General features: G+C 63.7%; 20 protein-coding genes, 4 pseudogenes and 1 riboswitch. Of the genes and pseudogenes, 6 read left to right on the top strand and 18 right to left on the bottom strand.

Annotation, left to right across the window (positions count from 1 at the left end; translation table 11 throughout):
- The 6 genes and pseudogenes from ACFSQT_RS03050 to ACFSQT_RS03025 form a co-directional block, all read right to left on the bottom strand.
- Positions 1–493, bottom strand: a 493-nt coding sequence (locus ACFSQT_RS03050; protein WP_379016937.1) for an FHIPEP family type III secretion protein, incomplete at its 3' end; no start/stop codon positions are given.
- The gene (locus tag ACFSQT_RS03045; protein ID WP_379016936.1) at positions 444–818 is read right to left on the bottom strand and encodes an FHIPEP family type III secretion protein; all 375 of its coding nucleotides are present in this window, start codon (positions 816–818) and stop codon (positions 444–446) included. The genes ACFSQT_RS03050 and ACFSQT_RS03045, both read right to left, overlap by 50 nt.
- A gap of 115 nt (positions 819–933) precedes the next feature.
- Positions 934–1,074: pseudogene (locus tag ACFSQT_RS03040) on the bottom strand (FHIPEP family type III secretion protein); the annotation flags it as partial.
- Positions 1,075–1,196: 122 nt separating this feature from the next.
- Positions 1,197–1,358 carry a hypothetical protein gene (locus ACFSQT_RS03035; RefSeq protein WP_379016935.1) on the bottom strand — a complete coding sequence of 54 codons (162 nt, stop codon included), beginning with the start codon at positions 1,356–1,358 and terminating at the stop codon, positions 1,197–1,199.
- Positions 1,359–1,496: 138 nt separating this feature from the next.
- Positions 1,497–1,826 carry a hypothetical protein gene (locus ACFSQT_RS03030; protein ID WP_379016934.1) on the bottom strand — a complete coding sequence of 110 codons (330 nt, stop codon included), beginning with the start codon at positions 1,824–1,826 and terminating at the stop codon, positions 1,497–1,499.
- A 101-nt stretch (positions 1,827–1,927) separates the two neighbouring features.
- On the bottom strand, positions 1,928–2,212 hold the full coding sequence (locus ACFSQT_RS03025) for a SctD/MshK family protein (RefSeq protein ID WP_379016933.1): 285 nt from the start codon (positions 2,210–2,212) through the stop codon (positions 1,928–1,930).
- An 86-nt stretch (positions 2,213–2,298) separates the two neighbouring features.
- Here ACFSQT_RS03025 and ACFSQT_RS03015 point away from each other — a divergent pair.
- From ACFSQT_RS03015 to ACFSQT_RS03005, 3 genes and pseudogenes are all read left to right on the top strand, one after another.
- Positions 2,299–3,085: pseudogene (locus ACFSQT_RS03015) on the top strand (metallopeptidase TldD-related protein); the annotation flags it as partial.
- 60 nt (positions 3,086–3,145) lie between these two features.
- Positions 3,146–3,286, top strand: a complete 141-nt coding sequence (locus tag ACFSQT_RS03010; RefSeq protein ID WP_379016898.1) for a hypothetical protein — start codon at positions 3,146–3,148, stop codon at positions 3,284–3,286.
- Positions 3,287–3,320: 34 nt separating this feature from the next.
- Positions 3,321–3,512, top strand: coding sequence for a transglutaminase-like cysteine peptidase (locus tag ACFSQT_RS03005; protein WP_379016900.1), 192 nt, complete (start codon positions 3,321–3,323; stop codon positions 3,510–3,512).
- A 12-nt stretch (positions 3,513–3,524) separates the two neighbouring features.
- Here the strand turns inward: ACFSQT_RS03005 and ACFSQT_RS03000 are convergent, their stop codons facing one another.
- Both ACFSQT_RS03000 and ACFSQT_RS02995 read right to left on the bottom strand, forming a co-directional pair.
- Positions 3,525–4,760: a class I SAM-dependent RNA methyltransferase gene (locus tag ACFSQT_RS03000; protein WP_379016902.1), complete on the bottom strand. Its 1,236-nt coding sequence runs from the start codon at positions 4,758–4,760 to the stop codon at positions 3,525–3,527.
- The gene (locus ACFSQT_RS02995) at positions 4,757–5,521 is read right to left on the bottom strand and encodes a TlyA family RNA methyltransferase (protein ID WP_379016932.1); all 765 of its coding nucleotides are present in this window, start codon (positions 5,519–5,521) and stop codon (positions 4,757–4,759) included. Before ACFSQT_RS02995 ends, ACFSQT_RS03000 begins: the two co-directional genes overlap by 4 nt.
- Positions 5,522–5,688: 167 nt before the next feature.
- Here ACFSQT_RS02995 and ACFSQT_RS02990 point away from each other — a divergent pair, with 167 nt between their 5' ends.
- Complete coding sequence (locus ACFSQT_RS02990; protein WP_379016903.1) at positions 5,689–6,090, top strand: GFA family protein; 402 nt, start codon at positions 5,689–5,691, stop codon at positions 6,088–6,090.
- 75 nt (positions 6,091–6,165) lie between these two features.
- Here ACFSQT_RS02990 and ACFSQT_RS02985 read toward each other — a convergent pair whose 3' ends face one another.
- The 6 genes and pseudogenes from ACFSQT_RS02985 to ACFSQT_RS02960 all read right to left on the bottom strand — a co-directional run bounded on the left by ACFSQT_RS02985 (position 6,166) and on the right by ACFSQT_RS02960 (position 11,166).
- Positions 6,166–6,459, bottom strand: a complete 294-nt coding sequence (locus ACFSQT_RS02985; RefSeq protein WP_379016904.1) for a hypothetical protein — start codon at positions 6,457–6,459, stop codon at positions 6,166–6,168.
- A 147-nt stretch (positions 6,460–6,606) separates the two neighbouring features.
- Positions 6,607–8,520: a 1-deoxy-D-xylulose-5-phosphate synthase gene (gene dxs / locus ACFSQT_RS02980; RefSeq protein ID WP_379016906.1), complete on the bottom strand. Its 1,914-nt coding sequence runs from the start codon at positions 8,518–8,520 to the stop codon at positions 6,607–6,609.
- 126 nt (positions 8,521–8,646) lie between these two features.
- Complete coding sequence (locus tag ACFSQT_RS02975) at positions 8,647–9,567, bottom strand: pirin family protein (protein WP_379016908.1); 921 nt, start codon at positions 9,565–9,567, stop codon at positions 8,647–8,649.
- Positions 9,568–9,607: 40 nt separating this feature from the next.
- Positions 9,608–9,874: a DUF2277 domain-containing protein gene (locus ACFSQT_RS02970; RefSeq protein WP_379016910.1), complete on the bottom strand. Its 267-nt coding sequence runs from the start codon at positions 9,872–9,874 to the stop codon at positions 9,608–9,610.
- Between the two features lie 111 nt (positions 9,875–9,985).
- A complete protein-coding gene (locus ACFSQT_RS02965; RefSeq protein ID WP_013532792.1) occupies positions 9,986–10,237 on the bottom strand; it encodes an exodeoxyribonuclease VII small subunit in 252 nt (83 codons plus the stop codon).
- A gap of 3 nt (positions 10,238–10,240) precedes the next feature.
- A pseudogene (locus tag ACFSQT_RS02960) lies at positions 10,241–11,166 on the bottom strand (histone deacetylase family protein).
- Between the two features lie 122 nt (positions 11,167–11,288).
- Positions 11,289–11,467: riboswitch (cobalamin riboswitch) on the top strand.
- 3 nt (positions 11,468–11,470) lie between these two features.
- Between ACFSQT_RS02960 and bluB the strand changes: the two are divergent.
- Positions 11,471–12,145 (top strand): annotated as a pseudogene (gene bluB / locus ACFSQT_RS02955) (5,6-dimethylbenzimidazole synthase); the annotation flags it as partial.
- Positions 12,146–12,261: 116 nt separating this feature from the next.
- Here the strand turns inward: bluB and ACFSQT_RS02950 are convergent.
- Both ACFSQT_RS02950 and ACFSQT_RS02945 read right to left on the bottom strand, forming a co-directional pair.
- Complete coding sequence (locus ACFSQT_RS02950; RefSeq protein WP_379016931.1) at positions 12,262–13,245, bottom strand: hypothetical protein; 984 nt, start codon at positions 13,243–13,245, stop codon at positions 12,262–12,264.
- A gap of 95 nt (positions 13,246–13,340) precedes the next feature.
- The gene (locus ACFSQT_RS02945) at positions 13,341–13,949 is read right to left on the bottom strand and encodes a TetR/AcrR family transcriptional regulator (protein WP_379016914.1); all 609 of its coding nucleotides are present in this window, start codon (positions 13,947–13,949) and stop codon (positions 13,341–13,343) included.
- 120 nt (positions 13,950–14,069) lie between these two features.
- Here ACFSQT_RS02945 and ACFSQT_RS02940 point away from each other — a divergent pair, with 120 nt between their 5' ends.
- The gene (locus ACFSQT_RS02940) at positions 14,070–15,293 is read left to right on the top strand and encodes an MFS transporter (protein WP_379016930.1); all 1,224 of its coding nucleotides are present in this window, start codon (positions 14,070–14,072) and stop codon (positions 15,291–15,293) included.
- 52 nt (positions 15,294–15,345) lie between these two features.
- Here the strand turns inward: ACFSQT_RS02940 and ribB are convergent, their stop codons facing one another.
- Both ribB and aroC read right to left on the bottom strand, forming a co-directional pair.
- Positions 15,346–16,446, bottom strand: coding sequence for a 3,4-dihydroxy-2-butanone-4-phosphate synthase (ribB, locus tag ACFSQT_RS02935; RefSeq protein ID WP_379016915.1), 1,101 nt, complete (start codon positions 16,444–16,446; stop codon positions 15,346–15,348).
- 83 nt (positions 16,447–16,529) lie between these two features.
- A complete protein-coding gene (gene aroC, locus ACFSQT_RS02930) occupies positions 16,530–17,645 on the bottom strand; it encodes a chorismate synthase (protein ID WP_379016916.1) in 1,116 nt (371 codons plus the stop codon).
- Positions 17,646–17,747 lie beyond the last annotated feature (102 nt).

The following is a 17,747-nucleotide window of genomic DNA, read 5'->3' as shown; positions in this document are numbered from 1 at the left end:
GGCGCACGTCGTCGGCGAGCGCGGCGAATTCGGGCTCGGGGATCGAGCGTCCGAGCTCGATTCCGAAGCGTACGACGACGCGATAGGAAGGAGGCAGTGTTCCGGTGGGGATTGCTGAAAGCGAGGTGGAATTCCCTGGTTCGGGCGTCGCGATCTGGCCGATGTCCTTGGGTTCGGATTCCTGGGCCGTGCGGCGATTGATTGCGTAGGCGCCCGCTCCGAAGCAGGCGCCAAGGATGAGGAACACGATGGCGGGGAAGCCCGGCACCATGGCAAGGCCGACCATGATCACCGCAGCAAGCGCCAGCGCTCGGGCGTCCCGCAGCAGCTGACTGGTTATCTGCTGTCCAAGGTCTCCCGTTCCGTCGGCGCTGCCGACGCGCGTCACCATCGTACCGGCAGCCACGGCGACGAGCAGTGCCGGTATCTGCGCCACCAGCCCGTCACCCACGGTCAGCAGCGAGTAGGTGGCAGCCGCGTCCCCCAGGGACATATCGTGCTGCAGCGTTCCGACGGCGAAACCACCGACAAGGTTTGACCAGAATGATCACGATTCCGGCGATGACGTCGCCCTTGACGAACTTCATGGCGCCGTCCATCGCGCCGAACAACTGGCTTTCACGCTCCAGCTGCTGGCGCAGACGGCGTGCCTCCGCATGATCGATGTCGCCGTTGCGCAGCTCGGCATCGATACTCATCTGCTTGCCCGGCAGCGCATCGAGCGTGAAGCGCGCGGCGACCTCGGCGACGCGTTCGGCACCCCGCGCAACCACGATGAACTGAGCGACGGTGATGATCAGGAAGATGACCAGGCCCACCGCAATACTGCCGCCGACGACAAAGGTGCCAAAGGCGGTAATGATGTCGCCCCGCGTCGGCCTGGAGCAGGATCAGTCGCGTGGTCGTGATCGTGATGGCCAGCCGGAACAAGGTGGCGATGAGGATGACCGACGGCAGCGACGAGAACTGGAGCGGATGAGAAACGTAAAACGAAGCCAGCAGGATCAGCACGCTGATGGCGATATTCGCGGTGATGAGAATGTCGACGAGGAATGTCGGCAATGGAATGAGCATCATCACCACGGCGACGAGCAACAGGGAGGGCAATGACCAGATCGCTGCGGCGTGACAGCCTGGCCAGGAATTGCAGAAGTCGCTCCGATATGGTCATTCAACACCTCGTTGCGACAGGAAGCTCAGCAAGGCACTGCGCGCCTCGTCTTGCGCCCGGCCACGAGCAAGGCGCGGCTCTTCAGCAATGCAAGCGCCGGGTGATCCATGCCTTCCAACGTCTCCAGCCTGGCAATCGTGGCAAGGGCCTTTTCCGCCTCGCCATCGAGTATGAGCAGATGAGCCAATGTCCTGAGGACGCCGGCGTTTCCCCGGCGAGAGCTGTGTGGCGATAAGCAGGTACGCCGCGCCCCGCTTTGCCTGCCCGTGACACCCGTAGAGATAGCCCAGGACGTGCAGCAGATGCACCGTGTCATGCGGGTCGGTCAGATTTCGATCCCTTCCTGCATGCGACCAAGCAGATCGCGATGGCGCTCTATCTCATCCTCCATCAGCGTTCTGGCGAGTGTCTTGAGTTGCTCGCCACCCTCAAGGTCAGGGACCAGGTTCGTTATGAAATGCTGGAGAATTGGCACGGAGCGACGCAGGATGGCTGGCTCGGGAATGCCGGGCATGACGAAATTGCTGAGGATCTCGTCGAGCGATTCCCCGGCCGCACCCGCAGAGGGCTGGAATTCCGCGGTGTCTGGCTTTTCCGTACCAGTGGCGGACTTCGTCCCCTGAGCACGGTTTGCGGCCTTGTCGGCGCCATTCATCCGTCGCCGGTTGATCGATTGACCGCGTACGCCTTCGGCCTGTCGGACCTCGCGGCCGTCGACCCTTGCCGTGTCGAACCGCGGCCCTTCAAGCCGGCGGCTCACGGATATTTCAGCGCGACCGTGGCGCCGCCCTTGGTCAGGACAAGTTCCGTCTCGCCGATATGCTTTATCGTCCAGCCGTCATTCGTGAAGGCACCTTCGTGGTAGCGTGCACCGTCGGCCGCGATGACGTAAGGCCGCTCGCCGTACCAGATTGCCTGCAGCGTCAGGCGCGGAGCCAGCTCCGCGTTGCCGGTCATGACGTTGGAGACGAGGGCAATGTGCGCGCCGAACGCCTGGTCGAACCAGGATTGCGTTTCAGTCCAGACGCCCACTCTTGTCATTCGGGATCATCCCCGAGACCACGAGGCGTCCCGATGATCGCTGAACGGTCAATGTGCTTATGCCTGAGTGCTCGAGATGCTGCTTGAGCTGGCAGCACGACCGCCAAGGAGGCGCTCAGGCAAGCGCTGGTCAATCTCGAGGCGATCCCGGCGCCTGCCGGCACCTTCGATATCGTGCTGTCCAGCGGCTGGCCGGGCGTCATGCTGCACGAAGCCGTCGGCCATGGACTGGAAGGCGATTTCAACCGCAAGAAGACCTCGGCCTTCGCCGGCCTGCTGGGCCAGCAGGTCGCCGCCAAGGGGGTAACCGTCGTCGACGACGGCACCATGCCGGAGCGACGCGGCTCGCTCACCGTCGATGACGAAGGCACGCCTTCCGCCCGCAACGTGCTGATCGAGGATGGCAAACTGGTCGGCTACATGCAGGATCGCCAGAACGCCCGGCTGATGGGCATGAAGGCCACCGGCAACGGCCGGCGCGAAGGCTATGCGCACCAGCCGATGCCGCGCATGACCAATACCTTCATGACGGCGGGCGACATGGAGCCGGAGGAAATCATCGCCTCGGTCAAGAACGGCATCTATGCCGTGTCCTTCGGCGGCGGCCAGGTCGATATCACCTCGGGCAAATTCGTGTTCGGCTGCACCGAGGCCTACATGATCGAGAACGGCAAGGTGACGCAACCGATCAAGGGCGCGATGCTGATCGGCAACGGACCTGACGCCATGCACCGCGTTTCAATGGTCGGCAACGACATGAAGCTCGACACCGGCATCGGCATGTGCGGCAAGGCCGGACAGGGCGTGCCGGTCGGCGTCGGCCAACCGCATTTGCGCATGAACCAGATGACGGTGGGTGGCACCAGGGTTTGATTGATCGGCCGCGCCGGTTGTTGTGGTCGCGAAAGCGTCCCTTCAGCCGCCGCCGAGGTAATGCATACCAGTTCCAACCTTGTCATCCTCACCAGCGCCGGCATTTCGGCGGCGTCGGGCGTCGCGACGTTCCGTGACCTCGACCGGGCCTGGGCCAAAGCCGGCGTTTTCCAGCTGAAGCCTGTCGGCACCTTGAAGTGAACACAATCCACATTAGGAAAGCGCGACCTGGACAATGAAAGGCCATACCATCCTGACGGTGAAAACCGACAAGGGCGATCTTGTCCTGGACAATCTGGTCAATGAGATCAGACCTTGGAATGCGACGGACTATTACTTCCTCAAACGCCCGTCCCAGCAGAACCCAAACACATGGGTGTCGATCAACCAACGGGGCGGCACGTCGAAACGACTGTCGCCAAGCTAGCAGGAGCTACGGCTACCGCCGCCGTTTCGGCTTCTCCAGCAACGCCACCGCCTCGACATGCGGCGACCACAGGAACTGGTCGATCGGCGTCACGCTTTTCAGGATGTAGCCGCCGTCGAGCAGAATGCGCAGATCGCGGGCTAGCGTGACCGGGTTGCAGGACACGGCGGCCACCCACGGAACATCCGAGCGCGCGAGCTGCTTCGACTGGTCCTCGGCGCCGGCGCGTGGCGGGTCGAACACCAGGCCGTCGAAGCCATTCAATTCCTTGAACGTCAGCGGCCGGCGGAACAGGTCGCGGCGTTCGCCCGTCACCCGCTTCAGGCCGGTGGCGAAGCGTGAGCCCCGGTCGAGCGCCGAAAGTGCGGCCGCGTCGCCTTCGACCGCATGGACTTCCGACTTCACCGCCAGCCGCAAGGCAAAGCTGCCGCAGCCGGCGAAAAGATCGGCGACCTTCTTGGCACGCTTCAGATGCCCGCCGACGATATCGGCCATCGCCTGTTCGGCGGCCTCGGTCGCCTGTAGAAAAGCGCCCGGCGGCACGGCGACAGCGACGCCGCCGAACATGACCACAGGCTTCCTTGGCTCGATGATGATCTCGTCATCGATGGACAGTCTGGCGAAACCTTGCGCAATGACGAAATTGGCGGCGATGCGGCGCTGGTGTTCGCCGAGCTTGCCGGATTCGTGAACCGCGACATCAAGGCCCGAACCGGTCACGGTGACCGTCAGCCGGAACGATTTGGTGGTGGCGCAAACCAGTTCGGCGAGCCCCTTCAGCCGATCGAACGCGCTGACGATCTCGGGCAGCGAGATCGGGCATTCCGATATCGAGATGATTTCCGGCGACAGATGACGATTGAACCCAAGCAGCATGCCTGTATCGGTGCGCCGGGCGGCGAGCACGACACGGCGGCGCGTGTGCGGTGCGCAGGCGACCAGTTCGCCGATGTCGCAATCGATGCCCTTCAAGGCGTGCACCACCTTTTCGCGTTTCCATTGGCGATAGGCTTCGGCTTCGAAATGCTGGAGCGCACAACCGCCGCATTCGGTGAAATGGCGGCAGGCCGGATCGATGCGCAGCGGCGAAGCTTCCAGCACCGCCATCAGTGCGGCGCGATCCCTTTCGCGCGCGGCGGTGACGACCTCGCCGGGCAATGTGAAAGGGATGAACAGGTCGCCGTTCTCGGTCTCGGCGATGCCGTCGCCCTGGGCGCCAAGTTTCCTGATGCTGAAGCGCGCGCTCATCGATCCTTGATCCCACCGAGCAGGAATTCACGGTTGCCGTCGCCGCCTTCGATCGGCGACAGATGAAGTCCGAGCGAGCGCCAGCCTGGAACGGTGTCCAGCCAATCCTGCAGCACGCCGGCGACACGGGCGGCATCGTAGGGATCCTTCAACAGGCCGCCCTTGCCGATCGCTTCGCGGCCCGCCTCGAATTGCGGCTTGACCAGAAACATGGCGCCGGCGCCAGCCTTCGCAATGGCAAGCGCCGGCGGCAGCGCCAGTTTCAGCGAAATGAAGCTGACGTCGGAAACGATGAAATCCGGGATCCGGCCGCCAAGATCGGCGACCGTGAGATCGCGAGCGTTCAGGCCCTCGATGACAGTCACACGCGGGTCTCGGCCGACATCAGGATGCATCTGGCCATGCCCGACATCGATGGCGGTAACATGGGCCGCGCCGCGCTCGAGCAGGACCTGGGTGAAGCCGCCGGTCGAGGCGCCGATGTCGAGTGCTTCACGGCCGGCGGGATCGAGGCCGAAATGGTCGAGCCCGCCAATCAGCTTGAGCGCCGCGCGCGACACATAACCTTGCGCCGGATCATCGATGGCAATCAGGCACTGCGGCGAAACGTTCTGGCCGGGTTTGCGGGCAAGGACGCCGTCAACCTTCACCGTGCCACGTTCGACCGCGTCGCGGGCACGCGAGCGGCTCGCAAACAGTCCGCGCTGGACGAGCAGGTCGTCGAGCCGCTGGCGTGTGTTGGCAGGCAGAGGCGAGTTCATCGGCCTTCATGGCGAAAGCGCGTCGCGAAGGCAAGGATATTGGGGCGGGACCAGGAACATCGTCGAAAAGCGAGCGAACACACCAAGCCGCCGCACCGCTTGCGGGTATCGCATCAACCCGGCACAATGTTGAGGAGGGGCGCCGTTTATCCGAATGCGAGGGCCGGATGCTAACAGGAACCTGCCACTGTGGTGCAGCCCACTGGACCCTGGAGGGCGATCCCGGGCCGATCACCGCCTGCAGCTGCACGCTTTGCCGTCGCTATGGCGTGCTCTGGGCTTATGACTATGTCGACGAACGCATCCGCGTTGCGGGACCAGTGAAGCGCTATACCCGCGCTGGAAAAGATACGCCCTCGCTCGAGATTCTGTTCTGTCCTACATGCGCTTGCCTGCTCGCCTGGCGCGGCTTGAGCTCCGATGCCTCTGGCCGCACACGAATCGCCGTCAATGTAAGGCTTGCACCGCCGGATGCCGTCGCCGACTTGCCGATCGACCATTTCGATGGCCTGGACACCTACGACGACTTGCCGCGCGACGGCCGCTGTGTGCGCGACATGTGGTTTTAATCGCGACGCGCTTTAAGTCTCTGTCTTGTGCATGTCGTTGTCCCAAAACCACTGCGCACTTTTGGGCGACATGCACTAGAAAATGGTACGCGAAACCTGGCGATCGACGGCTGGAGCCAAACCGTCATCGCGATCTCCCGAAGCTTGCTCACGTGGATGCTCGGTCGCAACCGCAGGCGCCGGAACAGGATCCGGCAGGACGACCAGTTGCGGCACCTGCTTGTAGGAAAAGCCGCCGCGGATATCGCCCATCTTGCCGGCGATGATGCCCATGGCCGCCTTTTCAAGGCTGCGATCATAGCGCGTTTCGGCGACGGCCGGCGCGACGATGACCGCTGAAAGCGCCACGCCGCACAGAAGCGTTCTCATTGTTTGTCTCCCTGCCTGATCACCGATCTAGCAGGGCGCCGTTGAAAAACGGCCAAGAGACACGGTAAGCAAAGCGCCAAACGGCAGCGTTAACAATGCGTTAAGACGTCAAGCCGGCAAACTGATTGAAGCCCCTGAGACTTTGATTCAGGCGCGCTGGGCGCGGGCTGTATGGCCGAGGGCGACAAATACCGTGCGCACGATGCCGGCGGCATCCAGCCCGGCATCGGCATACATCTTTTCCGGCTTGGCGTGGTCGGTGAACGCGTCGGGCAGCACCAGCGGGCGCACCTTCAGGCCGCTTTCCAGCAAGCCCTCATGGGCGAGGAACTGCAGCACGTGGCTGGCGAAGCCGCCGACGGCGCCCTCCTCTACCGTCACCAGGACCTCGTGCGAGCGGGCCAGCCGGCGGATAAGATCCTCGTCGAGCGGCTTGGCGAAACGGGCATCGGCAACCGTGGTGGAAAGCCCGGCCGCGCCAAGCTCCTCGGCGGCGATCAGGCAATCCTGCAGCCGCGTGCCGAAGGACAGCAGTGCTACCTTGGTGCCTTCCCTGACGATGCGGCCCTTGCCGATTTCGAGGACCGCGCCGCGCTCCGGCATGTCGACACCAACGCCATTGCCACGCGGATAGCGGAAGGCGATCGGGCCGTCATCATAGCTTGCCGCGGTGCGCACCATGTGGCGCAGCTCCGCCTCGTCAGCCGCGGCCATGACGACGAACCCAGGCAAGGTCGCCAGGAAAGTGGTGTCGAAGGCGCCGCAATGGGTGGCGCCATCGGCGCCGACGAAGCCGGCGCGGTCGATCGGAAAACGCACCGGCAATTTCTGGATCGCGACGTCGTGGACGACCTGGTCGTAGGCGCGCTGCAGGAAGGTCGAATAAATCGCGGCGAACGGCTTGTAACCTTCGGTGGCGAGGCCGGCGGCGAAGGTCACCGCGTGCTGTTCTGCGATGCCGACATCGAAGGTCCGCGACGGAAACGCTTCGCCGAACAGGTCAAGGCCGGTGCCGCTAGGCATGGCGGCGGTGACGGCGACGATGCGGTCGTCCTCACGGCCTTCCTGGACCAAGCTTTCGGCGAACACCTTGGTGTAGGCCGGCGCATTGGCCGGCGCCTTGGCCTGCGCGCCGGTGATGACGTCGAACTTGTTGACGCCATGATATTTGTCGGCGGCGGCTTCCGCCGGCGCATAGCCCTTGCCCTTCTGGGTGACGACATGGATCAGAACCGGGCCTTCGCCATTGTCGCGGACATTTTTCAGGACCGGGATCAAATGCTCCAGATTGTGACCGTCGATCGGGCCGATATGATAGAAGCCGAGCTCCTCGAACAGCGTGCCGCCGGTGACGTAGCCGCGCGCATGCTCGACCGCCCGGGTGATCGCACGGTCGGCGCGCTTGCCGAGATAGGAGGTCAGTTTCTTGCCGAAGTCGCGCAGGCCGACATAGGTCTTGCCCGAGGCCAGTCGCGCCAGATAGGCGCTCATCGCACCGGTCGGCGGCGCGATCGACATGTCGTTGTCGTTGAGGATGACGATCAGCCGGGCATCGAGCGCGCCGGCATTGTTCATCGCCTCGTAGGCCATGCCGGCCGACATGGCGCCGTCGCCGATCACGGCGATGACATTGTTGCGGCCGCCGGAGAGGTCGCGAGCAGCGGCCATACCGAGGCCCGCCGATATCGATGTCGAGGAGTGGGCGGCGCCGAAGGGATCGTACTCGCTCTCGGCGCGACGGGTGAAGCCGGACAGGCCGCCCTCCTGGCGCAATGTGCGGATGCGGTCGCGGCGGCCGGTCAGGATCTTGTGCGGATAGGCCTGGTGGCCGACATCCCAGATCAGCCGGTCATCCGGGGTGTTGAAGACATAGTGCAGCGCCACCGTCAGCTCGACCACGCCAAGGCCGGCGCCAAGATGGCCGCCGGTGTGTGACACGGCGTCGATCAGCTCGGCACGAAGCTCGGATGCCAGTTGCGGCAATTCGCTCTCGGCAAGCGTGCGCAGGTCGGCCGGGATGCGGACCTTGTCGAGAAGCGGCGTATGCGGCGTTGAATTCACGGGTAGGCCTGCTCAGGCTTTCTGTTCATGGGCGGGATAGGCCGGCGGCCGGCGAAAGTAAATGCGTGTCAGTGACGCGGATCAGGCTTTAGGCCCCAAAACCGGGCCACTTTTGGGCGACTTGCATCAGCTTTCCGGCAGCGGGATGAATTCTTCCTCATCGCCAGGAACGATATCGAAGCGGCCCGTCTTCCATTCTTCCTTGGCCTGTTCGATGCGCTCCTTGGAGGACGAGACGAAATTCCACCAGATGTAGCGCTTGGAGCCGAGCGAGGCACCGCCGAACAGCATGAAATGCGCGCCGGTTTCCGACGATACGACGATCTCGTCACCGGGCCGGAACACCAACAAGCGTTCAGCAGGGAAAACGTCGCCTGAAATCGAGACCTCGCCTTCGAGCGTGTAGATGGCGCGCTCTTCCGCATCGGCCGGGATTTTCACACTTGCACCGGGTGCCAGACGCATATCGGCATACAGCGTCTCGGAGTCGGCCCTCACCGGCGACCGCAGTCCCTGGAAATCACCGATGACGACGCGGCCGCTGACGCCTTCGGCGTCGATCTCGGGGAGCCGCAGAGCAGCCGTGTTCTCGAACACCGGAGCCACTTCTTCCTTGCCGTCCGGCAATGCCAGCCATGTCTGCAGGCCGGAGACCGACATCGGCGCGCCGCGCAGTTCCTCCGGCGTGCGCTCGGAGTGGACGATGCCGCGACCGGCGGTCATCAGGTTCACGTCACCGGGCTGGATGACCATTTCGGTGCCGAGCGAATCGCGATGCCGGATCTTGCCGTCGAACAGATAGGTGACCGTCGACAGACCGATATGCGGATGCGGACGCACATCGAGCGCCTGGCCCGCGCGCAGGATCGCCGGGCCCATGCGGTCGAAGAAGATGAAAGGCCCGACCAGCCGCCTTTTGGCGGTCGGCAGAGCGCGGCGCACCTGGAAACCGCCAATGTCCTTGGCGTTCGGGATGACCATCAGCTCGATCTGGTCGCTGGCAAAGGCGTCGCCGACTTCAGGGTCTTTCCCGGGAAAGAAGCTCATGGACTCTCCTTGTCAGCGGTCGAGGACCGCTTCGGCCGCATCAGGCAAAGCGGATCGCCGCCTTCGCCCGCAGTTTGGCCGCCACCTCTTCGCGATTGCGAGGATGCTGATGGGTTTCGAGGGAATCGAGAAGCTCACGCGCCGATGCCGCGATGGCTTCGACCGCATGATCGAAGGCGTGCTGGTTCTGCCTTGAAGGCCGCGTCGTTCCGCTCAATTTGCGGACAAACTGAAGTGCGGCGTCGCGCACCTCGTCATTGGTTGCCGGCGGATCAAAATTGAACAGGGTCTTGATGTTTCTGCACATCGTTTCCGAACCTTCTCTTGTCCTGAAGCCGTTTCAATCGGGACGGCTGCTATCCTCGACCATGATCATGTCCAAAAGCCGGTGAGTCGAGACCATCGTGCGGATCGCGCCTCAGTCCGCGTCGAGCGGCTCTGTTCCAACCGGCTTGCCATCGCGCGACAGCCTGATCTTCTCGACCTTGTCCTCGGCGGCCTTCAGCAGCCGGTCGCAGTGTGCTTTCAGCGCCTCGCCGCGCTCATAGATCCTGATCGACTGGTCGAGCGGCACGTCACCGCGCTCCAGATCATCGACGATCTTCTCCAGCGCGTCGAGTGCCTGTTCGAAGCTCATCGCCTTGACGTCTTCGTTGGTCTCACCAGCCATCATTCATCCTTTCATCAGTCGCCCGACATGGGCGGCGACCGAAAATGCCAGTCCCTGCAGATCGTAGCCACCCTCGAGCAGGCTGACGAGCCGGTTGCCGCTGTGGCGCGTGGCGCGCTGCATCAGCTGGCCGGTCGCCCAGTCGAAATCATCCTCGGTCAGGTTGATCTCGGCCAGCGGATCGCGGTGATGCGCATCGAAACCGGCCGAAATGATGATCAGGTCGGGGGCGAAATTGTCGAGCGCCGGCAGCACACGCGACAGGAAAGCATCGCGAAAAACCTCGCTGCCGGTCTGTGGCGCCAAAGGTGCGTTGACGATGTTGCCGGCACCGGTCTCGTTCTTTGCCCCGGTGCCGGGGTAGAGCGGCATCTGGTGCGTCGAGCAATAGAGCACCGACGGATCGTCCCAGAAAATATCTTGCGTGCCGTTGCCGTGATGCACGTCCCAGTCGACGACGGCAACGCGCTCGACGCCATGTTTGTTCTGCGCATAGCGCGCCGCGATCGCCGCCGTGTTGAAGAGGCAGAAGCCCATCGCCGTGGTCTTTTCGGCATGATGGCCGGGCGGCCGCGCGGCGACGAAGACATTGTCGGCGCGGCCTGTGAAAACGTCATCCACGGCGGCGTTGGCGGCGCCGATCGCGGTTATCGCCGCCTGCCAGCTCTTCGGGCTGGCGGTGGTGTCGGCGTCGATGCGGGCGATACCGGTGTCGGGAATGGCGGCGCGGACGCGGGCGACGAAATCGGCGGGATGCGCGTAGAGGATGGTGGCGTCGTCGCCCTCCGGCGCCTCGACCCGATCGAGCGCGGCAAAAGCCTCGTCGTCAAGCACGCGTTCAATGGCGCGCAAGCGGTCGGGCCGCTCGGGATGGCCGGGCGGCGTGATGTGTTCGAGGAAGATCGGATGGTGTAGAGACGAGTGACCATTGTCCTAATCTAGGCATCTATGGGCGCAATGGCCATGCGCGCCGACGCAATGACTGGGGGAAAATCACGCCTGCGTCCTTTGGTGTCGCTGCGGGCATTGGCGTCCTCAGCACTTCGGCGTAAGGTCGCCGCCACTGCCTGGTGCCCGCGCAAGCGGGAGAATCGGGAACACGGTTGAATTCCGTGGCGTGCCCAACGCTGTGAGGGGGACCGCGCCGGTAAATGCCACTGTCGATGACGGGAAGGCACCGGACGCGGGTTGATCCCGAGCCAGAAGACCGGCCTGGCAGGCATCGTCATCCGCATGGTCAGGCGGATGAAATGGATTGCAATCGCAAGGGGACACGCGATGCCCGAACACATGACCGCCTCTATTGGCGACGGGTTTGACCAGAGTGCGCGCGATGCGGTCTATCGCGCCGTGTTCACGCGCCGCGATGTCCGCAGCCATTTCCTGCCCACCGCGCTTGACGACGACGTGCTGGCGCGGCTGCTGCTTGCGGCTCATCACGCACCATCGGTCGGCTTCATGCAGCCATGGAACTTCATTGTCATTCGCGACGCCGGACGACGGGAAAAAGTGCGCGACCTGTTCCTGGCGGCGCGCGAGCAGGAATTGCCGGCCATCGGAGAGGAGCGGCAGGCGCTCTACCGCAAACTCAAGCTTGAAGGCATCTGCGAAAGCGCGCTCAACATCTGCATCACTTGCGACCGCCAGCGCTCGAAGGGTTCGCCGCTGGGACGTTGGCACAATCCGGAGATGGACCTCTACAGCACGGTCTGCGCGGTGCAGAATTTCTGGCTGGCGGCGCGCGCCGAAGGCGTCGGTGTCGGCTGGGTCAGCATCATCGAGGCGCAGGCGTTGAAAAGCCTGCTGTCAATTCCCGAGCATGTGACGCCGGTCGCCTATCTCTGCGTCGGCCGCGTCTCAGAGTTCGCGCCGAAACCGGATCTCGAAGCACACGGCTGGGGACGCCGCTTGCCGCTGCCGGAGCTGATCATGAGCGAGACCTTTTCCGGGCAAGGCGAAGCGCCGCTCAAATCGACCGTGGCGCGCCTCAACGGCGCCGATGCCGCACCGGCGACCGCGGCTGGTCAGCCTGTCGCGCCGGCCGTGCCCCAGCGCGAGCCGCCGAAGGAGGCCAGCGCCTTGTCCTTGAGTTCCCTGAACTTCGACGACGCCTCGGCCAGCCGGGCGTCCCAGGCGGGATCGGGCACCTGGCCCTCGATGGTCCCGAAATAGACCTGCATCAGGCAGGCGATGGCGAAGGGTTCGATGAAGGCTGCCTTGAAGGCCCAGGCGAAGACGATGGCGAGCACGAAGGCCCAGCCGGCGAGCTGGCCGGGCATGAGGAAAAGAATGGCGCCGGCCGGAGCCAGCATCAACAGGAAGATGACGAAGGACACGCCCCACATGATGACCGCCAGCCAGACGGCATTCTTGACCATGGTCTTGCCGTTCTGGGCATAGAGCACGACGCCTTGCCGGGCCGTCTCGAACGGCGAGGCTGAATTGATGCGGATGTTGTAGCCGAGGATGATCTCGTCGACATAGGTCAGCGACAGGCGGATCACCGTGTTGATGAAGCTGACCAGGCCGCTCAGGCCCGGTATCGGCAGGAAGGCGGCGATGCCGCCGATCAGGCCGGTAATGGCGCGGATGGCGCCCTTGACCAGTTGGTCGACGACGAAAAGGATGTTGGCCTCGGCAAAACGCTGGGTCACGATGTCCCTGGCGTAGGCAATCTGGTTCTGGCCGTCGGGAATGTCGCGGCCGTCGATCAGATGGACCATGACGGCGATATGGCCGGCCTTGACGACGTAAAGGATGTATTCGCGGATCCAGTAGACGGCGATCGAGACGACGCCGAAGCCGACCACGCCGCCCCACAAGGCAAAGGACAGCGGCCCGTCGGGATCGGTGGAGATATGACCGACGCCGTAGCCAACCGAGGCGCCCGTCCCGGTCGCCACGATATAGGCCAGCGTGATGCCGAAATAGACGATCATGCGAAAGACAATGAAAGGCCAGGTCCGCATCATGATGGACACCGACCTGCCGATATCGAAATCCCACATGCCCCGAATCTCCCCCTAAGAGATGGCGGGAAAGGATGCGCTCAAACCGGCTATTGTCAATCGCGGGCAGTGGCTCCAGGTCGCCGGTGGGGACTTCAGTTCGGCTGCGGATCCGGCTTTTTGAGCAGACCCTCAAGCAGCTGCTTGAACGCCGTCACCACCTTCCTCGACGTCGCTTCGGGGTCATTCGAATTGGCGATCCGTTGCGCCGCCTGACTGCTCGCGCCGTTGATCAGCCGCGAGGCCGTCTCGGGGTCGAGGCTGGAGACGACCACTCCCTCCTCCTGCAGCGCCGTCAGATGACCGGTCATTGAAGCGATGCACGCATTGGCATTCGGCCATTGTGCCGGATCGCCCAGCATGGCCGGGCCATCCCGGAACATGATGCGCTGGATTTCCGGCTCCAACGCCATCTCGATATAGGTCGTGCATTCGTCGACGAAATACTGCCAGCGGGTCGGCGCTCTCGACGCGACCTCGGTCACCCGAGCAGCCATCTCGCCGTCGATTTCGGCGATGACCGCCTGCAGCAGTCCCTTCTTGTCGCCGAAATGATGATAGAGCGCGCCGCGCGTCAGCCCGGCCGACGCGGTGAAATCATCCATCGAGGCTTCGGCATAGCCGATCGTGCCGAAGGCATGGCGGGCCGCCGCGATCAGCTTGCCGCGCGTCTCGGCAATCATCTCCTTGCGAGGTTTGTGCATGGCTTCTGGCCTTATTAACATACGCCTCGTATGCCAATTGACATACGCGACGTATGATCTATTTAACAATCATACGCTTCGTATGTAATTGTCGAACCTGCCTTTGTCGAGGAACCGGACATGCAAAATCCCTATTCGGAAATCTTTCGCGCCCCCGGCGCCAAGGGCTTTGCAGCTGCGGGCTTCATGGCCCGCCTGCCGATCGCGATGGCGCCGATCGGTATCGTGGCAATGCTGTCGCAGACGCGTGGCGAATACTGGCTGGCCGGCGCGGTCTCCGCGACATTCGCGCTGGGCAATGCTTTCGTGGCACCGCAAATATCGAGGCTGGTCGACCGCCTTGGCCAGACACGGATCGTGGTGCCGACCACCATCATCTCCGTGCTCGCTTTCGCGGTCCTGATTGCGGCGGCCAATCAGGACTGGCCGGTATGGACGCTGTTCGTGTCGGCGCTGCTGGCCGCGGCGATGCCCAGCATCCCGGCAATGGTGCGCGCACGCTGGACCGAGATTTTTCGCGGGCGGCCGGAGATGAATACCGCATTCGCCTTCGAGTCGGCGGCGGACGAGCTGGTCTACATTGCCGGCGCATCGCTGTCGGTCGGCCTGAGTGCCGCCCTGTTCCCGGAAGCGGGAATGCTGGCAAGCACAGTGTTCCTCGCCTTCGGCTCGACGGCGTTCATCCTGCAGCGTTCGACCGAGCCGCAAGTGCGACCGGTGGAACATGGTTCGCGCGGCTCGGCAATTCGCCTGCGGCCGGTGCAGATCATCACCTTCGCCCTGATCTTCATCGGCGCGACCTTCGCGACGACGGAAGTGAGCACCGTGGCGATCACCAAGGAGCTTGGCCAACCCGGCGCCGCGAGCCTCGTCATCGGCGTCTACGCGCTGGGATCGTTCGTGCTCGGCATCATCGTCGGCGCGCTCAATCTGAAAGCACCGCTGCAACGCCAGCTGGCTATCGCGATCGCCATCATCGCGCTCAGCACATTGCTGCCGCTCTCCGCCGGCACGGTGCCTCTGCTGGCCTTGACCGTCTTCCTCAGCGGCGTGGCGATCTCGCCGACCTTCATCACGGCATTCGGCCTGATCGAGCGGCATGTGCCGGAAGCGATGCTGACCGAGGGCATCACCTGGGTGACTACCGGGATCGGCATCGGCATGGCGCTGGGCTCGTTCGCGGCCGGCTCGGTGGTCGACGCGTTCGGCGCGCAGAACGGGTTCTGGGTGTCGGTGGCTTCAGGCACAATCGCACTGGCCACGGTCCTGCTTGGCCAGCGCAGCCTTGCCACGCCTGAGTGCGACCTGGACGGGTGCGAAGCGGCCGCCGTTCCCGCGGAATGAACCCCGAAGCGCCTGGTTCGAACGGGCCAGGCGCTTCGCGGCACTTACCTCGTCAGAGAATCTCGGTCTTGGCGATGTGGATGCCAAAACCCTCGAGACCGACATAGTGGCGCTCGCGTGAAGCGATCAGGTTGATCGAGGAAATGCCGAGATCTTTCAGGATCTGCGCGCCGAGGCCGATTTCGCGCCATTCGTTTTCGCGGCGGCGCGCCTCTTCGTGATCCTCGCGGTCGGTCGAAGCCGGCCGCTTGCGTTCCTGGTGGGCAACGCCGACGGAGCCTTCGCGCAGATAGACGATGACACCACGCCTGCGCTCGCCCATTGCCTTCATGATGGCGTCGAGCCGGTGGCTGGTGCCGAACACGTCGGTCACCACATCCTCGGAATGCAGGCGCACCGGCACCTCCTCGCCGTCGCGGATGTCGCCGAAGACAATGGCGACGTGATGCATGGAGTCCCACGGCAGCGTGTAGGTGAAGACCTGCGCCTTGCCGCCAAGCGTGTCGATTTCGGAGCAAGCCACGCGCTCGACCAGCGTTTCCTTGCGTTGCCGGTAGGCGATGAGGTCGGCGACCGAAACCTGTTTGAGACCATGCTCCTCGGCAAAGGCCGAAACCTGCGGGCCGCGCTTGACGGTGCCGTCGTCATTGACCAGTTCCGAAATGACGCCGACCGGCGCCAGGCCGGCGAGCTTGCACAGGTCAACCGCGGCTTCGGTATGGCCCGAACGCATCAGCACGCCGCCCTCGCGCGCGATCAGCGGAAAGATGTGGCCGGGACGGACGAAATCCGAGCCGCCGACATTGCCGTTGGCGAGATTGCGCACGGTCAGCGTGCGGTCCTCGGCCGAAATGCCTGTCGTCGTGCCGTGCTTGAAATCGACGCTGACGGTGAAAGCGGTGGTGTGGGCGGAATCATTGTCGGCGACCATCGGCGACAGGTTGAGCCGCTTGGCCTCCTCGCGCGGCATCGGCGTGCAGACGATGCCGGAGGTGTGACGGATGATGAACGCCATCTTCTCCGGCGTGCAATGGACGGCGGCGACGATCAGGTCGCCCTCGTTCTCGCGCCCGTCATCGTCCATGACGACGACGATCTCGCCGCGTTCGAAAGCGCGCAGGGCTTCGACGATTTTCTTCTGGTCGTAAGGCATAAAAGCTCGCTTCGCTCGCAGGGAGTAGGGAATAGGACAGTAAGGGAGTAGGGAAAAGCAAAAAATGGCGGTATCTGTAAGCCCTAATGCCTACTGCCTATTCCCTGCCCTGTCTGTCCCCGATGACGCAGATAGTGATCGGCAATGGCGCAGGCAACCATCGCCTCGCCGATCGGCACGGCGCGGATGCCGACGCATGGATCGTGACGGCCCTTGGTCATGATCTCGACGTCGTGGCCGTCCTTGTCGATCGACTTGCGCGGCGTCAGGATCGACGAGGTCGGCTTGACGGCGAAACGGGCGACGATCGCCTGGCCGGTCGAGATGCCGCCGAGGATGCCGCCGGCATTGTTGGACAGGAACACCGGCCTGCCGTCATTGCCCATGCGCATCTCGTCGGCATTCTGTTCGCCGGTGATGCGGGCAGCCTCAAAACCATTGCCGATCTCGACGCCCTTGACGGCATTGATCGACATCAGGCCGGAGGCAATGTCCTGGTCGAGCTTGGCGTAGATCGGCGCGCCGAGGCCTGCCGGAACGCCGTCGGCGACGATCTCGATCACCGCGCCGATCGACGATCCCGCCTTGCGGATGCCGTCGAGATACTGCGTGAAGACGGGAACGGAAGCCGGATCGGGCGTGAAGAACGGATTTTCCGCGTCGCCAACAAAATTCCAGTTCCAGTTGGCGCGGTCGATGGACTTTTCGCCCATCGAGACCAGGGCGCCGCGCACCACCATGCCCGGCACCACCTTGCGTGCCAACGCTCCGGCCGCGACTCTTGCCGCCGTCTCGCGGGCCGAGGAGCGGCCACCGCCGCGATAGTCGCGTATGCCGTATTTGACGTCGTAGGTGTAATCGGCATGGCCCGGCCGGTACTGGCGGGCGATTTCGCCATAGTCCTTCGAGCGCTGGTCGACATTTTCGATCATCATCGACACCGGCGTGCCGGTGGTGATCATCGTCTCGCCGTCCTCATCGAGCACGAAGCCCGACAGCACCTTCACCTCGTCGGGTTCGCGGCGCTGGGTGACGAAGCGTGACTGGCCCGGCCGGCGCTTGTCGAGATCGGCCTGGATGTCCCGGAGGGTAAAGCGGATGCCGGGCGGACAGCCGTCGACCACGCAGCCGAGTGCGGCGCCGTGGCTTTCGCCCCAGGTGGTGACGCGGAAAAGGTGGCCGAACGTGTTGTGAGACATAAAATGACCCTGCCCGGCGTCGGAGCCGGCTTAGCGCATGACCCGAAAATCGAAGCGATTTTCGGAAAGGATCATGCGCAAATCAAAAAGTGCCACAGCGTC

The organism is Mesorhizobium calcicola (genome assembly GCF_042682105.1).
Lineage (GTDB): Bacteria > Pseudomonadota > Alphaproteobacteria > Rhizobiales > Rhizobiaceae > Mesorhizobium > Mesorhizobium calcicola.
Note: the sequence above shows the minus strand (reverse complement) of the source record. Positions and strands in the feature narration are given on the sequence as shown.